General features: G+C 48.6%; 13 protein-coding genes. 12 read left to right on the top strand and 1 reads right to left on the bottom strand.

Annotated elements, in window-relative coordinates:
* Positions 1–91: 91 nt before the first annotated feature.
* The 5 genes from HNP82_RS03430 to spoIVA all read left to right on the top strand — a co-directional run bounded on the left by HNP82_RS03430 (position 92) and on the right by spoIVA (position 5,221).
* Positions 92–421: a hypothetical protein gene (locus tag HNP82_RS03430; protein WP_183771527.1), complete on the top strand. Its 330-nt coding sequence runs from the start codon at positions 92–94 to the stop codon at positions 419–421.
* A 112-nt stretch (positions 422–533) separates the two neighbouring features.
* Positions 534–1,481, top strand: coding sequence for an acyl-CoA dehydratase activase-related protein (locus HNP82_RS03435; protein ID WP_183771529.1), 948 nt, complete (start codon positions 534–536; stop codon positions 1,479–1,481).
* The gene (locus HNP82_RS03440; RefSeq protein WP_183771531.1) at positions 1,465–2,547 is read left to right on the top strand and encodes a hypothetical protein; all 1,083 of its coding nucleotides are present in this window, start codon (positions 1,465–1,467) and stop codon (positions 2,545–2,547) included. The genes HNP82_RS03435 and HNP82_RS03440 overlap by 17 nt, the downstream gene beginning before the upstream one ends.
* The gene (locus HNP82_RS03445) at positions 2,544–3,497 is read left to right on the top strand and encodes an acyl-CoA dehydratase activase (RefSeq protein WP_183771533.1); all 954 of its coding nucleotides are present in this window, start codon (positions 2,544–2,546) and stop codon (positions 3,495–3,497) included. Before HNP82_RS03440 ends, HNP82_RS03445 begins: the two co-directional genes overlap by 4 nt.
* A 251-nt stretch (positions 3,498–3,748) precedes the next feature.
* Positions 3,749–5,221 (top strand): stage IV sporulation protein A, encoded by a 1,473-nt coding sequence (spoIVA, locus tag HNP82_RS03450; RefSeq protein ID WP_183771535.1) that lies wholly within the window; start codon positions 3,749–3,751, stop codon positions 5,219–5,221.
* 86 nt (positions 5,222–5,307) lie between these two features.
* Here spoIVA and HNP82_RS03455 read toward each other — a convergent pair whose 3' ends face one another.
* Positions 5,308–6,225: a LysR family transcriptional regulator gene (locus HNP82_RS03455; protein ID WP_183771537.1), complete on the bottom strand. Its 918-nt coding sequence runs from the start codon at positions 6,223–6,225 to the stop codon at positions 5,308–5,310.
* Between the two features lie 190 nt (positions 6,226–6,415).
* Here HNP82_RS03455 and leuC point away from each other — a divergent pair, with 190 nt between their 5' ends.
* The 7 genes from leuC (at position 6,416) to HNP82_RS03490 (ending at position 15,307) form a co-directional block, all read left to right on the top strand.
* Complete coding sequence (gene leuC / locus HNP82_RS03460; protein WP_183771540.1) at positions 6,416–7,717, top strand: 3-isopropylmalate dehydratase large subunit; 1,302 nt, start codon at positions 6,416–6,418, stop codon at positions 7,715–7,717.
* 20 nt (positions 7,718–7,737) lie between these two features.
* Positions 7,738–8,226 (top strand): 3-isopropylmalate dehydratase small subunit, encoded by a 489-nt coding sequence (gene leuD / locus HNP82_RS03465; RefSeq protein WP_183771542.1) that lies wholly within the window; start codon positions 7,738–7,740, stop codon positions 8,224–8,226.
* Positions 8,227–8,403: 177 nt separating this feature from the next.
* Positions 8,404–9,486, top strand: coding sequence for a 3-isopropylmalate dehydrogenase (gene leuB / locus HNP82_RS03470; RefSeq protein ID WP_183771544.1), 1,083 nt, complete (start codon positions 8,404–8,406; stop codon positions 9,484–9,486).
* A 43-nt stretch (positions 9,487–9,529) separates the two neighbouring features.
* Positions 9,530–11,197: a dihydroxy-acid dehydratase gene (ilvD, locus tag HNP82_RS03475; protein WP_183771546.1), complete on the top strand. Its 1,668-nt coding sequence runs from the start codon at positions 9,530–9,532 to the stop codon at positions 11,195–11,197.
* A 113-nt stretch (positions 11,198–11,310) separates the two neighbouring features.
* Entirely contained in the window at positions 11,311–12,993 is a 1,683-nt protein-coding gene (gene ilvB, locus HNP82_RS03480; protein WP_183771548.1) for a biosynthetic-type acetolactate synthase large subunit, read from the top strand.
* A gap of 20 nt (positions 12,994–13,013) precedes the next feature.
* The gene (gene serC, locus HNP82_RS03485; protein ID WP_183771550.1) at positions 13,014–14,102 is read left to right on the top strand and encodes a 3-phosphoserine/phosphohydroxythreonine transaminase; all 1,089 of its coding nucleotides are present in this window, start codon (positions 13,014–13,016) and stop codon (positions 14,100–14,102) included.
* Positions 14,103–14,143: 41 nt separating this feature from the next.
* The gene (locus HNP82_RS03490; RefSeq protein ID WP_183771552.1) at positions 14,144–15,307 is read left to right on the top strand and encodes a phosphoglycerate dehydrogenase; all 1,164 of its coding nucleotides are present in this window, start codon (positions 14,144–14,146) and stop codon (positions 15,305–15,307) included.
* The last annotated feature ends 54 nt before the right edge of the window (positions 15,308–15,361 follow it).

The following is a 15,361-nucleotide window of genomic DNA, read 5'->3' on the forward strand; positions in this document are numbered from 1 at the left end:
TATAACCAGCAGTGAAGTCCATCAGCCCGTACAAGCGGACATGTATGCTTTGGTCGCTGCCTGTGAAAATCAGAAGTTTAGGGGAATGAACATGAATGAAACCTATGACACTTTAACATTAATGGAACCTAACGCTTTGTGGGATATGATCCAAAGCCATGAGGGGGAACAGTTTTTTGCGGCCAAGGGACTGCCCTTTGTCTACGCCATCCGGGGCGGGGAAATGTTTGTTGACCGGCGGGAAAAAGCAAAATCCATTACCCGTTCTACGGTCTGGCGCGCCTATGAAAAGATCTGCGGGGGGAAACGGGCAGGACAGCCAATCACCGGACCTAAAAAGCTGAATCTTTTTGACGCTCCCTATATCTGGGCTATACTGACCACATTATTCCCGGAATTCAAAAACACAGCTTCCGATTAAGGGGAGTTGCGGCCTCATCCAGATGGCAACATCTGGATGGGGTTTTTTATATTGACAAAAAAAAGAATTTGATTAAAATAGTTTATCAGGCAACCCCAAGGAGAAGATAAACATGAATGAAACACAGATAAAAACCATCGGTATCCCCAGAGGATTGATGGCATACCGCAACGGCCATTTGTGGAAAAAATTTTTTGAAAATCTTGGATTTAACTGTATTGTCAGCGGGCGGAGCAGCCGACAGCTCCTGGACGCGGGAATAGAAAGAGCAGCCGACGAGACATGCCTTCCTTTTAAGATCTATCTCGGCCATGTTATGGAACTTTTGGGAAAGTGCGATGTAATCTTTGTCCCAAGGATGGGAGGTTTTACTTCCCGTGAAAAAATGTGTACCCGCTATGAATCCCTGCCGGATCTTATTTATAATATTTTCAAAGATGAGCAGATCCGTATTTTATCCGTCAGTTATGATTGGGATACACCGGTAAAAGAAAGCGGCGTCTTTTTGGAGCTGGGTCAAAAGCTGGAGTGCAAACGTCGGGATGTGAAAAAAGCTTATGCCGCTGCAAAAAAATATCAGGAACAGATTTTAAAAGAGCGGGAGAAACGTCAGGAAGATCTTCTTAATGAAAGTCATATAAAAATCCTTATGGCCGGACATCCCTACGTCCTCCATGACGCCTATATGGGCCGGGAGCTGGAACGTATTTTTAAAAATCTGGGCGCATCTGTTCTTTTTACAGATTATGTCAGCAGGGAGGCGGCTGTGAAGCGCAGCTACCATTTTTCCCAAAACATGCCTTGGCTCATTAACCGGGAGATCACCGGCGGGATTTTGCTCAACCGCTCAAAAGTGGACGGCATTGTTTTAGTCAGCGCCTATCCTTGCGGCCCTGACGCTCTTGTCAACGATATGCTGGTGCGCAAAATTAAAGATGTTCCTCTGCTCCAGCTTACCTTAGATGCCCAAAACGGCACAGCCGGTCTTGAAACACGGATTGAGAGTTTTATGGATATTATACAATATCAGAAAGCAGGCGGTTATGGAAATCAACATTGACAGAAGAAAAGGCGTGGCTTTTCCAAGATTTAGCCACTACAATAACGCCATCCGGTACCTCATTGAACAGGGTCTTGGAGCCCGGTATATTATGCTTCCCCAAGCCACAAAAGAGACCATAGAGCTTGGAAGCAGATACAGTCCGGATTATGCCTGCGCTCCATTTAAACATACTCTTGGAAGTCTTATTGAGGCGGTTCATGCCGGAGCAGATGTCCTGATTGAAACCGGCGGACTGTGCCGCCTGGACTATTACGGTGAACTCCAGGGCGAAATCCTCCATGAGCTGGGGTATTCCTGTGAGTTTATTAATCTTGCCCCATACATGGCGGGAAAGAAAAAAGACTGGCTGGCTCTGGCCAGGGAACTGAGTCCAAAATTAAATCCCGCGAAACTTATCGCCGCCTTTTATGACGCTGTCAAAATGGTGGAATATATGGATGAACTGGAAGCCTTCTATTATCAGAACGCCGCCTTTGAGGAGGAGAGCGGGAGACTTGGTAAAATATACCGCCGGTTCCTGCTGGACATGCAGACAGCGGAAAACCACGGCGAGATCAAAAACGGCTACTTAAAGGCCCGGCAGGAGATGAATAACGTGCCGTTAAATATGCCGCCCCATCCTATCCGCATCGGAATTGTGGGGGAATATTTTACGGTTATGGACGCTCACTCCAATCAGAATCTCCAGGAAAAGCTGGCACGCTTAGGGTGCAGCACTTACCGTTTTATGAGTGTGACTAACTGCCATTTCCGCGGGAAAGAAAGCGCCCTCAGACCGGGGATCAAAAACTATGTCCAATATAACATGGGCCCTACATCCACATGGACGATCCGGTCTTCCCTGGATTATGCCCGTCAGGGCTTTGACGGGATCATCCACGTCAAATCTTTCGGCTGCACGCCGGAGACAGATGTTATCCCTGTGCTGCAAAATATCAGCCAGGATTACCACATACCCATTTTATATCTCAGCTATGACACGCAGAACAGCGATACTGGCCTGGACACCCGGCTGGAAGCTTTCTGCGATATGCTGGAAAGAAAGAAGAAGGTACTGCGATGAAAGAAAAAGCATATATTGGAATCGACATCGGTTCCATATCTACGAAAGGTGTGGTGATCGACCAGAACAATACCTTTCTGGCAGAAAGTTACCTGTGGACCCAGGGCAATCCTACCCAGGCCACAAAAGATGTCCTCCACGCCCTGAAAGAGCAGATCGACACTGAGAAATACCAGATTGTGGCTGCCGGCACGACAGGCAGCGCCAGAAAGCTTATCGGCACTATGATCGGCGCCCAGGTTATTAAAAACGAGATTACAGCCCACGCCGTGGGAACAACCACACTCCACCCGGACGTACGCACCATTCTTGAAATCGGCGGACAGGATTCCAAAATTATCTGTGTGGAAAACGGCGTCGCCACCGACTACGCCATGAACACGCTGTGCGCTGCCGGCACAGGAGCCTTTTTGTCCAGCCAGGCCCATCGGCTCGGCGTCGATGTAGAAGAGTTCGGCGCCATTGCTCTGAAGGCCAAAAACGCCGCGCCCATTGCCGCCCGATGTACGGTTTTTGCCGAATCCGACCTTGTACATAAGCTCCAGGTGGGCTATCCCAGAGAGGAGATCATCGCCGGCCTGTGTAAAGCTGTGGCCGGCAATTATCTCAATAATGTGGCCAAAGGGAAAAAAATCGTCCCTCCTGTCGTTTTCCAGGGAGGCGTCAGCAAAAATGCCGGCGTTGTAAAAATGTTTGAAGAAGCCCTGTCTATGCCTGTGACTGTTGATGAAAAAGGCCATCTTATGGGCGCTTTTGGCATTGCGGTTTTGGCCAGGGAGAGCGGTGTTTTTGCCCCCTTTTCTTTTGACGTGGCAGATATGGACTTTATCACAAAAGAGATCACCTGCGGAAAATGTGCCAACCACTGTGAGATCATCTGCGTCTACCGGGACGCCGACCTTATTGACGCCTGGGGCAACCGGTGTGAAAAGGGGCGGATCACCGCCTGAAAAAAATCGTAACTATTCAGCCATGCCTCTCGGATTCCCGCAGCTAACGCTGCTTTACCGCCGCTTGCGCGGCTGAATCCTCGATTATGGCTAAACGCCATATGTCTGGTTTAATAAAAAATCCTCTGCAAGTAAACTTGCGCCGTATTTTTATTAAACCAGCCGCATGGCTGAATAGTTACAAAAAATCAGTTATAAATTTTACATCCCCTTGCATATACTGTATAAGCATATATGGAAGGGGTATTTTTATGGAGCAGTTTAATGTATATAAAGATATACAGGCCCGCACCGGCGGGGAGATATACATAGGCGTCGTCGGGCCGGTGCGCACGGGAAAGTCTACGTTTATCCGGAGATTTATGGAACAGATCATGATTCCAAACATGGACGAAAAAGACAGGGGGATGGCCACAGACGAGGTTCCAGTCAGCGGCAAAGGAAAAATGATTACCACAGTGGAGCCGAAATTTATTCCAAAATCCGCCGTATCCCTCCGCCTTGATGGGGATATTTCCGTAAAAATGCGTCTTATTGACTGCGTCGGCTTTATGGTGGAAGGCGCCACGGGACATATGGAAGATGAGAAGGAGCGCATGGTAAAAACGCCCTGGTTTGATGAAGAGATTCCATTTAGCCGGGCCGCCCATATAGGCACAGAAAAAGTTATTCGGGATCATTCTACCATCGGTATTGTCATGACCTGTGACGGAAGTTTCGGGGAGCTTGACCGGCAGGCTTTTGAGGACCCGGAGCAGCAGACGGTGGCTGAATTAAAAAAGATCGGCAAACCTTTTATTATTGTCGTCAATTCCGCAAAGCCTTACTCAGACAGCACCAGCCAGCTTTGTACCCAACTGTCGGATAAATACGGGGTGGCGGCCATTGCCATGAACTGTGACCAGCTTTGCAAAGAAGACATTCAGCGGCTGATGGAAACCCTCCTCATGGAATTTCCCGTATGCCAGATTAACTTTTATACGCCTAAGTGGCTGGATATTCTTCCACCCAAGCATCCTCTCAAGGCGGCAGTTTTAGACAGCGTCGGCGGGTATCTCGCGAAGATCTCCGTGATCCGGGACGTGCGCCAGTGGCAGGAGCTTCTGAAAAATGACTATATGGATAAATTTTTCATTGAAGAGATCAATATGTCCACAGGCATTGTCAAGATCACCCTGTCCTTCGCCATGAAATATTACTATGAACTGCTGTCATCCACCCTGGGATGCCCCATCCAGGGCGAGTATGAACTGTTTAAAGTCATGAAAGAGCTTGTTGCCAAAAAACAGGAATTTGACAAAGTCGCAGAGGCCATCAGCCAGGTTCATCAGAAAGGTTACGGCGTTGTCACCGCCGGAAAAGAGGAGATTCAGATCATGGAACCTGAACTTGTCAAACACGGAAATAAGTTCGGTGTAAATATCCGGGCCAGCGCTCCATCTATCCACATGATCAGCGCCGGCATTGAAACGGAGATTGCCCCCATTGTGGGTACGCAGCAGCAGGCCCAGGATCTTGTGGACTATATCCGCCTCGCCCAGTCTGGCTCCGGAGAAGCAATCTGGGACACACTGATTTTCGGGAAATCCATCGGCGAGCTTGTGGAAGAGGGCATGAAGGGAAAAATTGCCAAACTTAACGACGAATGCCAGCTTAAACTCCAGGAAACCCTGCGCAAGATCATTAACGACAGCCGGGGCAACATTATTTTTGTCATTATCTGAGCCTACAGGGCCCCAACCGGGAAATGTCTGCGACAGTTCCGGCCGGGGCCCGGCTTTTATACCCGCTGGTAGGAGAGCGTCATTGTTTACTTCCGGTCCCCAGGCGATAAAGAGAGTTCTTTCCACTGGGTGATAAAACTCTCCACCCCTGGGGACATATAAGCCTGCTTTGCCGTGACAAAACCAATCTTTCTTTTGTGTATGGGAAATCCCAGAGGAATTTCCGTCAGCAATCCGTCCTCCAGCTCATCTTTGACAAACTCTTTGATAACGCAGCCGATACCCAGACCGATCTTGCTGAATTCAATGATCAGATCCATGGTACTCACCACAAGAAGATTTTTTGTCAGAAGATGATTTTTTTCCATGTAGTCATCAATATACTGACGGGTCATATTTTGTTTGTCCAAAAGCATCACCGATGCAGTCTCAAAAATTTTCCGTGTATCCCACAGGCTTCCCAGTCCCATCTGTTCAATATAATTATCGGTGGCCACAAAAATATCTTCAATTTCCTCCAACTGAAAAAAACGGTACTTTTTAGGATTTTCCGGGATACCCACAAGGCCAAGATCTATCTGCCCACGGTCTAAAAGTTCCATTGTCTGGTTGGATGACTGACACAATATAGTAATGCGTATATTTGGAAATTGCCGGGTAAAACTTTTCAGATAGGGCAAAAGCATATATTTGCACAGAGTTGTGCTGACACCGATACGTATATGGGAAACTCCCTGTTCTTGCCGGCGGCGGATCAGCGCCTCCCCCTGCTGGAGAGATGTAAATGCCTCACGGACATAATCGTATAGGAGTTTTCCCTCCTCGGTCAGACGAACTCCACGGGATGAGCGGGTAAAGAGGGTGACGCCAAGGTCACTCTCCAGCTTTTTAAGGGCTTTGCTCAAGGACGGCTGTGAAATAAACAACTGTCTGGCTGCTCTGGAAATATTTTCCGTATTGGCAACAGTATAAAAAATGCGGTATAAGTTTAAATGTTCTTCCATAGGACCTCCATAACTTCTATTCTGCGGCAGGTGAGCAGCAGTATTATTCTTGCAAGTTATAGCAAATATTCTTAATATGTATTTCAATTATAACAGCAAATATGCTATGATAGCAATATAGAAAAAAGGAAAGGGTTGCGGTTCATTTAGTGAACCGCAGCACAAAATGTCAGTTAAGGAGGAATTTACAATGGGTATGACAATGAGTCAAAAGATCCTGGCACATGCCGCCGGCCTTGAGAGCGTGGCTGCCGGAGATTTGATCATGGCCAATCTGGATATGGTCCTGGCCAATGACATTACCGGACCGGTATCCATCCATGAAATGGATAAATTTACAAAAAAGGGTGTCTTTGATAAAAATAAGATTGCTCTGGTTCCAGATCATTTTTCACCAAATAAAGATATCAAGTCTGCTCAGAACTGCAAATGTATGCGAGAATTTGCCTACGATAATGATATCACCCATTTTTACGAAGTGGGCCAGATGGGTATTGAACATGCTCTTTTGCCGGAGCAGGGCGTTGTCACCGCCGGGGATACGGTCATCGGCGCCGACTCCCACACATGTACCTACGGAGCCATCGGAGCATTCTCCACAGGCGTGGGAAGCACTGACGCTGCGGTGGGAATGGCTTACGGCAAGGCATGGTTTAAAGTGCCCTCAGCTTTAAAGTTTGTCCTCACCGGCAAACCTGCCCCATGGATTTCCGGAAAAGATATTATTTTACATATTATCGGCATGATCGGCGTGGACGGTGCCCTGTACAAATCTATGGAATTTACAGGGGATGGCATCCAGTATCTGTCCATGGACGACCGCTTTACCATCGCCAACATGGCCATTGAGGCCGGCGGAAAAAATGGTATTTTTCCGGTGGACAACAAAGCTGTAGCCTATATTGAAAGCCACATGAGCCCGGAAAAGAAAGCCCAGTATGAAAAAACCGGCAAAAAGCCTTACACCATCTATGAGGCTGATGAGGACGCAATCTATGATGAAACCTATGTGATCGACCTGAGTACATTAAAATCCACTGTAGCCTTTCCACACCTTCCGGAAAACACCCGGACCATCGACCAGGTGGGAGATATTAAGATCGACCAGGTTGTTATCGGCTCGTGTACCAACGGACGTCTGGAGGATCTTGAGATCGCGGCGAAGATTTTAGAGGGCCGCAAAGTGGCAAAAGGCCTGAGAGTCATCGTCATCCCGGCAACCCAGCAGATTTATATGGACGCCATGGAGGCAGGATATTTAAAGACTTTCATTGAAGCCGGCGCGATTGTCAGCACCCCAACCTGCGGACCATGTCTTGGCGGGTATATGGGTATTCTGGCGGAAAACGAGCGGTGCGTATCCACCACCAACCGGAACTTTGTGGGACGTATGGGACATGTGACCAGTGAAATTTATCTGGCAAGCCCGGCTGTGGCCGCCGCCAGCGCGGTTACCGGAAAAATCTCCGGGCCGGCGGAACTTGGATTATAATCATAGGAGGTAGCATAGACATGAAAGCATGTGGACACGTTTTTAAATATGGCGATAATGTGGATACCGACGTTATCATCCCCGCAAGACACCTGGCCACCACAGACGCCAAAGGGCTGGCTCAGCACTGTATGGAAGATATTGACCCGGATTTTGTTAATAAAGTTCAGCCTGGGGACATTATTGTGGCCCGGAAAAATTTCGGCTGCGGCTCTTCAAGAGAACACGCACCTATGGCCATCAAGGCTTCCGGAGTAAGCTGCGTCATCGCTGAAACTTTCGCCCGTATTTTTTACCGAAATGCTATCAATATCGGCCTTCCCATCATCGAATGCAGGGAGGCCAGTGAAGATATTGAGGCCGGCGATGAAATTGAGATTGATTTTGACAGCGGCATCATCTACAATAAAACAAAAGACACCAGCTACAAAGGTCAGGCATTCCCTCCCTTTATGCAGGAGCTTATCGGCGCCGGCGGCCTGATTAATTATATGAATCAGCAAAAATAAGACCCAAAAGCGCCAGGCATTGGCCTGGCGCTCTTTTTTAGTAACAGTTCAGCCATCAGGAAGGGGCGGGATGAACTGTTGCCTTTTTTAGCAGATTAAAGTGGCAGCGTCTTGAAAAACACCGTAATCTTTGATATGATATAAAATAACGCATGAAAAAGCAAAAGAGGTATGACAATGGATTTTAATATTGCAGTCATCCGGGGCGACGGTATCGGCCCGGAAATTGTAAACGAAGCGGTTAAAGTTCTTGACCGCGTCGCGAAGAAATATGATCATCACTTTAACTATACGGATGTCCTTTTAGGGGGTGCCTCTATTGACGCCACCGGCGTTCCCCTTACTGATGAGGCCATCGACACCTGTAAGGCCAGCGACGCCGTACTCATGGGTTCTATCGGCGGCGATACTACTAAATCCCCATGGTATAAGCTGCCTCCCCAGCTTCGCCCTGAAGCGGGCCTTTTAAAGATCCGCAAGGCGCTGGGACTTTTTGCCAATGTGCGGCCTGCCTATCTTTACAAAGAACTTAAAGCGGCCTGTCCCCTGAAAGACGAGATCATCGGCGACGGATTTGACCTTGTCATTATGCGTGAGCTTACCGGAGGCCTGTATTTTGGCGAACGCAAGACTGTAGAGGAAAACGGGGTTTTAAAGGCCTACGATTCCCTGACTTACGATGAAAATGAAATACGCCGCATTGCCATTAAAGGTTTTGAGATGGCTATGAAGCGGCGCAAAATCCTCACCAGCGTGGACAAGGCCAATGTTCTGGATTCCTCCAGATTATGGCGGAAGGTTGTGGACGAGGTGGCCAAAGATTATCCCCAGGTTTCCTACTCCCATATGCTGGTGGACAACTGTGCCATGCAGCTTGTAAAAAATCCCCGACAGTTTGACGTTGTCCTGACAGAGAACATGTTCGGCGACATTTTATCCGATGAGGCCAGCGAAATCACCGGCTCCATCGGAATGCTCTCCTCTGCAAGTCTGAGCGCCACAAAGCTGGGCCTTTACGAGCCGAGCCACGGCAGCGCCCCGGATATTGCGGGACAGGATATCGCCAATCCCATCGCCACAATACTCTCGGCGGCAATGCTTTTAAGATATTCCCTGGATCTTGATAAAGAAGCGGACGATGTAGAGGCCGCCGTGCAGAAAGTTCTTGAGAAAGGTATGCGCACCGTGGATATTATGTCTCCGGGCATGACAAGACTTGGCTGCAGCGCTATGGGAAGCGCCATCGCAGCGGAAATCTGAACAATCAGAAAAAAATTAAAAATATAAAGGATGGTATAAAGCAATGAAAAGTGACGCAGTAAAAACAGGTATGCAGCAGGCACCTCACCGTTCCCTGTTTAACGCCCTTGGCATGACAAAAGAAGAGCTTGAGAGACCTTTAGTCGGTATTGTCAGCTCCTATAACGAGATTGTCCCTGGCCATATGAATCTGGATAAAATCGTTGAGGCCGTAAAAATGGGCGTTGCCATGGCTGGCGGAACACCGATCGTATTTCCCGCCATCGCTGTGTGCGACGGTATTGCCATGGGCCATATCGGCATGAAATATTCCCTTGTAACAAGAGATCTCATTGCAGATTCTACCGAAGCCATGGCCATGGCTCACCAGTTTGACGCCCTTGTAATGGTGCCCAACTGTGATAAAAATGTTCCCGGCCTTTTAATGGCTGCGGCCCGCATTAATGTTCCCACAGTTTTCGTATCCGGAGGTCCTATGCTCGCCGGTCATGTTAAAGGCCGCAAGCGCAGCCTCTCCAGTATGTTCGAGGCTGTCGGCGCCTATGCCGCCGGCACAATGAGCGCCGAGGACGTGGAAGAATTTGAAAATAAAGTATGCCCTACCTGCGGTTCCTGTTCCGGTATGTACACCGCCAACTCCATGAACTGCCTGACTGAAGTTTTAGGCATGGGCTTAAAGGGCAACGGTACCATCCCGGCAGTCTACTCAGAGCGTATTAAGCTGGCAAAACACGCCGGCATGGCCGTTATGGAAATGTACCGCAAAAATATCCGTCCGAGAGATATTATGACAAAAGACGCGATCTTAAATGCCCTCACTGTGGATATGGCCCTGGGATGCTCCACAAACAGTATGCTCCACCTTCCGGCCATCGCCCATGAGATCGGCTGGGATTTTGATATTACTTTTGCCAATGAGATCAGTGCAAAAACACCGAATCTTTGCCACTTGGCTCCCGCCGGTCCTACATATATGGAAGATCTCAACGAAGCCGGCGGCGTTTACGCAGTGATGAATGAGCTGTCCAAGTTAAATCTTTTAAATCTTGACTGTATGACTGTCACAGGTAAAACTGTGGGCGAAAATATTAAAAACTGCGTTAACTTAAATCCTGAAGTTATACGCCCGGTTGACAATCCTTACAGCGCTACCGGCGGTCTGGCTGTACTTACAGGCAATCTGGCTCCGGACGGCAGCGTTGTTAAACGCTCCGCTGTCGATCCGAAGATGCTTGTCCATGAAGGTCCTGCCAGAGTTTTTGACTGCGAGGAGGACGCCATCGCCGCCATCAAAGGCGGGAAGATTGTTGCCGGCGACGTTGTAGTTATCCGCTATGAAGGCCCCAAGGGCGGTCCCGGCATGAGAGAGATGCTGAATCCCACATCCGCCATTGCCGGCATGGGCCTTGGAGCAAGCGTAGCTTTAATTACCGACGGACGTTTCTCCGGAGCTTCCCGTGGCGCATCCATCGGACATATCTCCCCTGAGGCAGCCGTTGGCGGCCCCATCGCCTTAGTGGAAGAGGGGGATATCATTAAGATCAATATTCCGGAAAACACCATCACCCTGGATATTTCCGATGAAGAAATGGCCAGCAGAAAAGCTAAATGGCAGCCGAGAGAGCCGAAAGTGACCACCGGCTATCTGGCACGCTATGCTGCCATGGTGACCAGCGGCAACCGGGGCGCTGTACTTGAGATCAAAAAATAATCCTAAATTCCAGGATTTTCCGCCCGGAGTGTATTGGAACCTCTTCAATTCGCTCCGGGCGGCAGACGATTAAATCCCCGGATACTTATACAAATGGAAAGGCAGGCGTAAAAATGGAATTAACGGGTGCCCAGATCATTATCGAATGTTTAAAAGAGCAGGGTGTGGATACCGTCTTCGGTTATCCCGGCGGCACCATTTTAAACGTCTATGATGAATTATATAAACACAGTGATGAAATCACTCATATTTTAACTTCCCACGAGCAGGGAGCCGCCCACGCGGCGGACGGCTATGCCAGGGCTACCGGAAAGGTAGGTGTGTGCATGGCTACCAGCGGACCGGGAGCGACAAACCTTGTCACCGGAATCGCGACAGCCTACATGGATTCTATTCCTGTTGTGGCCATTACATGCAATGTAGGCGTGAGTCTTCTCGGAAAAGACAGTTTTCAGGAAGTAGATATTAAAGGCGTGACCATGCCCATTACAAAACACAATTTTATTGTCAAAGATGTAACTAAGCTGGCAGATACTATCCGCCGCTCCTTCTACATCGCCCAGTCCGGAAGACCCGGACCGGTACATATTGATATTCCAAAAGATATTACCGCGTTAAAGACAGAATACGAATATCAAAAGCCTGAGGAGATTCATCCCCAGACTGATGAGATCCGGGAAGAAGACCTTGACAAGGCAGTACAACTTATCGCCCGCAGTGAGCGTCCCTTCGTCTTTGTCGGCGGCGGTGCGGTATTGTCCGGCGCTTCAGAGGAACTTAAACAGTTTGTGGATAAAATTCAGGCGCCGGTGGCGGATTCTCTTATGGGCAAAGGTGCCTATGACGGCCGCAGCCAAAATTATACAGGCATGCTTGGCATGCACGGCACAAAAACCTCCAATTTCGGCGTCACCGAGTGTGATCTGCTCATCGTTATCGGAGCCCGTTTTTCAGATCGTGTTATTGGAAATTCTTCTACCTTTGCAAAAAATGCCAAAAAGATCCATATTGACGTGGACGCGGCGGAGATTAATAAAAATATTCAATGCGACTGCAGCATTATCGGCGACGCAAAGGTGATTTTAAGAAAACTTAACGCCCGGATCGAACCGCTCGACCACACAGACTGGCTGAACCATATTTACAGTCTGAAGCAGACTTACCCCATGACCTATCATAAAGATGTCCTTACCGGTCCGGGGGTTGTGGAAAAAATTTATGCGATGACCGGCGGCGATGCTATTATCGCTACAGAAGTGGGACAGAACCAGATGTGGGCGGCACAGTTTTTCAAATATGACCGTCCCCGCAGGCTGATCACCTCAGGCGGACTAGGAACTATGGGCTTTGGCCTTGGCGCGGCCATTGGAGCCAAGCTTGGATGTCCGAACCAGCTTGTATTTAACATTGCCGGTGACGGATGTTTCCGCATGAATATGAACGAGCTTGCTACAGCTTCCCGGTACAACATTCCTGTCATCGAAGTCATTTTAAACAATCATGTCCTTGGAATGGTCCGGCAGTGGCAGACGTTGTTCTATGACCAGCGCTATTCCAATACAATACTTAATGACAAAGTAGACTATGTGAAAGTGGCCGAGGCCCTTGGCGCCCGGGGAATCCGGGTAACCTCCAATGAGGAGCTTGGCCCCGCCCTGAAAGAAGCCATGGAATCTGACGGCCCGGTAGTCATCGAGTGCGTGATTGACTGTGATGACAAAGTATGGCCTATGGTAGCTCCCGGCGCTTCCATATCTGAAGCATTTGCCGAGGAAGATATGCAGAATGGAAAGTAATTGAAAGGTGATGAATAAAGATGAGTAGAATTTATAATTTTTCAGCCGGCCCGGCAATGCTCCCTGTGGAAGTTCTCCAGGAAGCCGCTGACGAGATGCTGGATTACAGAGGATGCGGCATGTCTGTCATGGAGATGAGCCACCGCTCAAAGGTTTATGAGACCATCATTCAAGAGGCACAAGCGGATCTTCGGACACTCCTTGGTATTCCCGACAACTATAAAGTGCTGTTTTTACAGGGCGGCGCTTCCACCCAGTTTGCCATGATCCCCATGAACTTTATGAAAAACAGAAAAGCCGGTTATGTTGTCACCGGACAGTGGGCCAAAAAAGCTTTTGCCGAAGCCAAAATTTTCGGTGAGGCTGTGGAGCTTGCTTCCTCCGCAGATAAGACTTTTTCTTATATTCCGGACTGCTCAGATCTTCCGATAACCGATGATATGGATTATGTCTATATCTGTGAAAATAATACGATCTACGGCACAAAATTTAAAACCCTCCCCAATACTAAGGGCAAAAACCTGATCGCCGATGTATCTTCCTGCTTTTTATCTGAGCCTATCGACGTTACAAAGTATGCTATGCTTTACGCCGGCGCTCAGAAAAACGTAGGTCCCGCCGGAGTGACCATCTGCATTATCCGGGAGGATCTGATCACTGAGGATGTTCTCCCTCAGACGCCGACCATGCTCCGCTATAAGATCCACGCTGACAATGGTTCCATGTACAATACGCCGCCGGCGTACGCCATTTATATCTGCGGTAAAGTCTTTAAATGGCTCTTAAAGACCGGAGGACTGGAAAAACGCAAAGAGGTCAACGAGGAGAAAGCCAAGATTCTCTACGATTTCCTTGACAGCAGCGAATTATTTAAGGGGACTGTTGAGCCGGCCAGCAGGTCGCTCATGAATGTTCCTTTTGTCACCGGCGACAGCGAACTTGACGCTAAATTTATCGCAGAGTCCAAAGCCGCAGGTTTTGAAAATCTGAAAGGCCACCGCACTGTCGGCGGCATGCGGGCAAGTATTTACAACGCCATGCCTGTGGAAGGCGTCAAAGCCCTTGTTGAATTTATGAAAAAATTTGAAGCAGAAAACAAACACGCATAAGATATGCCAAGGCATATCTCCACTATGGGAGGCTTTTTTAAATGTATAATATTAAATGTCTCAATCCTATTTCGCCCCTGGGAATGGAATTATTTTCAGACAACTATCAGGTCATTGACGACGCGGCCTGCGCCAACGCTATTTTAGTGCGCAGCGCTTCAATGCACGATATGGAACTTGGGGAAAATCTTGACGCTATAGCAAGAGCTGGCGCGGGTGTTAACAATATTCCTCTGGAAAAATGTGCTGAGAAAGGCATTGTTGTTTTTAATACCCCTGGAGCTAACGCCAACGGCGTCAAAGAAGCAGTTCTTGCCGGCCTTTTAATGTCCGCCAGAGATTTTATCGGCGGCGTCAACTGGGTTCAGTCTGTCCGTGAGGACCCGGACGTGGCAAAACTTGTGGAAAAAGGAAAGAAAAAATTTGCCGGAACAGAGATTAAGGACAAAAAGATCGGTGTTATCGGCCTTGGAGCCATCGGCGTCCTTGTAGCTAACGCCTGCAACCGCCTTGGCATGGAAGTGTACGGCTACGACCCCTTTATTTCCGTTCAGGCCGCCTGGAATCTCTCAAGAGACATACGCCATATTAACAACCTGGATGATATTTACGCAAAATGCGATTATATCACCGTCCATGTGCCCCTCCTTCCATCCACAGAAAAAATGCTCAACGCCCAGGCCTTTGAAAAGATGAAAGAGGGCGTTGTCATCCTGAATTTCGCCAGAGATCTTCTGGTGGACGAGGACGCGCTTTCCGGAGCCATTGCCTCCGGAAAAGTGAGAAAATATGTCACCGATTTTCCAAACGCCCGGACTGCCAATATGGAAAATGTCATCGCCATCCCCCATCTCGGTGCCTCCACTGAGGAGTCTGAGGATAACTGTGCCATGATGGCGGTGAGAGAGTTGAGAGACTTTATTGAAAACGGAAATATTACCCATTCCGTCAATTATCCGGACTGCTCCATGGGCGTTTGCTCATGTGCCGGACGTATTGCTGTCAACCACCGCAATATCCCTAATATGATCGCCCAGCTCACCAGCGTATGCGCTGCTGACGGTGTGAATATCACTGATATGATCAACAAGAGTAAAGGCGACTGGGCCTATACCATGCTGGATCTGGCGGCCCCTGTCACCCCAAAGATGGTGGAAGATATACGCAGGATCGACGGTATTGTCAAAGTCCGTGTAATCAAATAAAATTTCAAAAAGGATATCCCGCCCAGATGACGGGATATCCTTTTTAACCCTGAA

Source organism: Catenibacillus scindens (genome assembly GCF_014202115.1).
Classification (GTDB): Bacteria; Bacillota; Clostridia; order Lachnospirales; family Lachnospiraceae; genus Catenibacillus; species Catenibacillus scindens.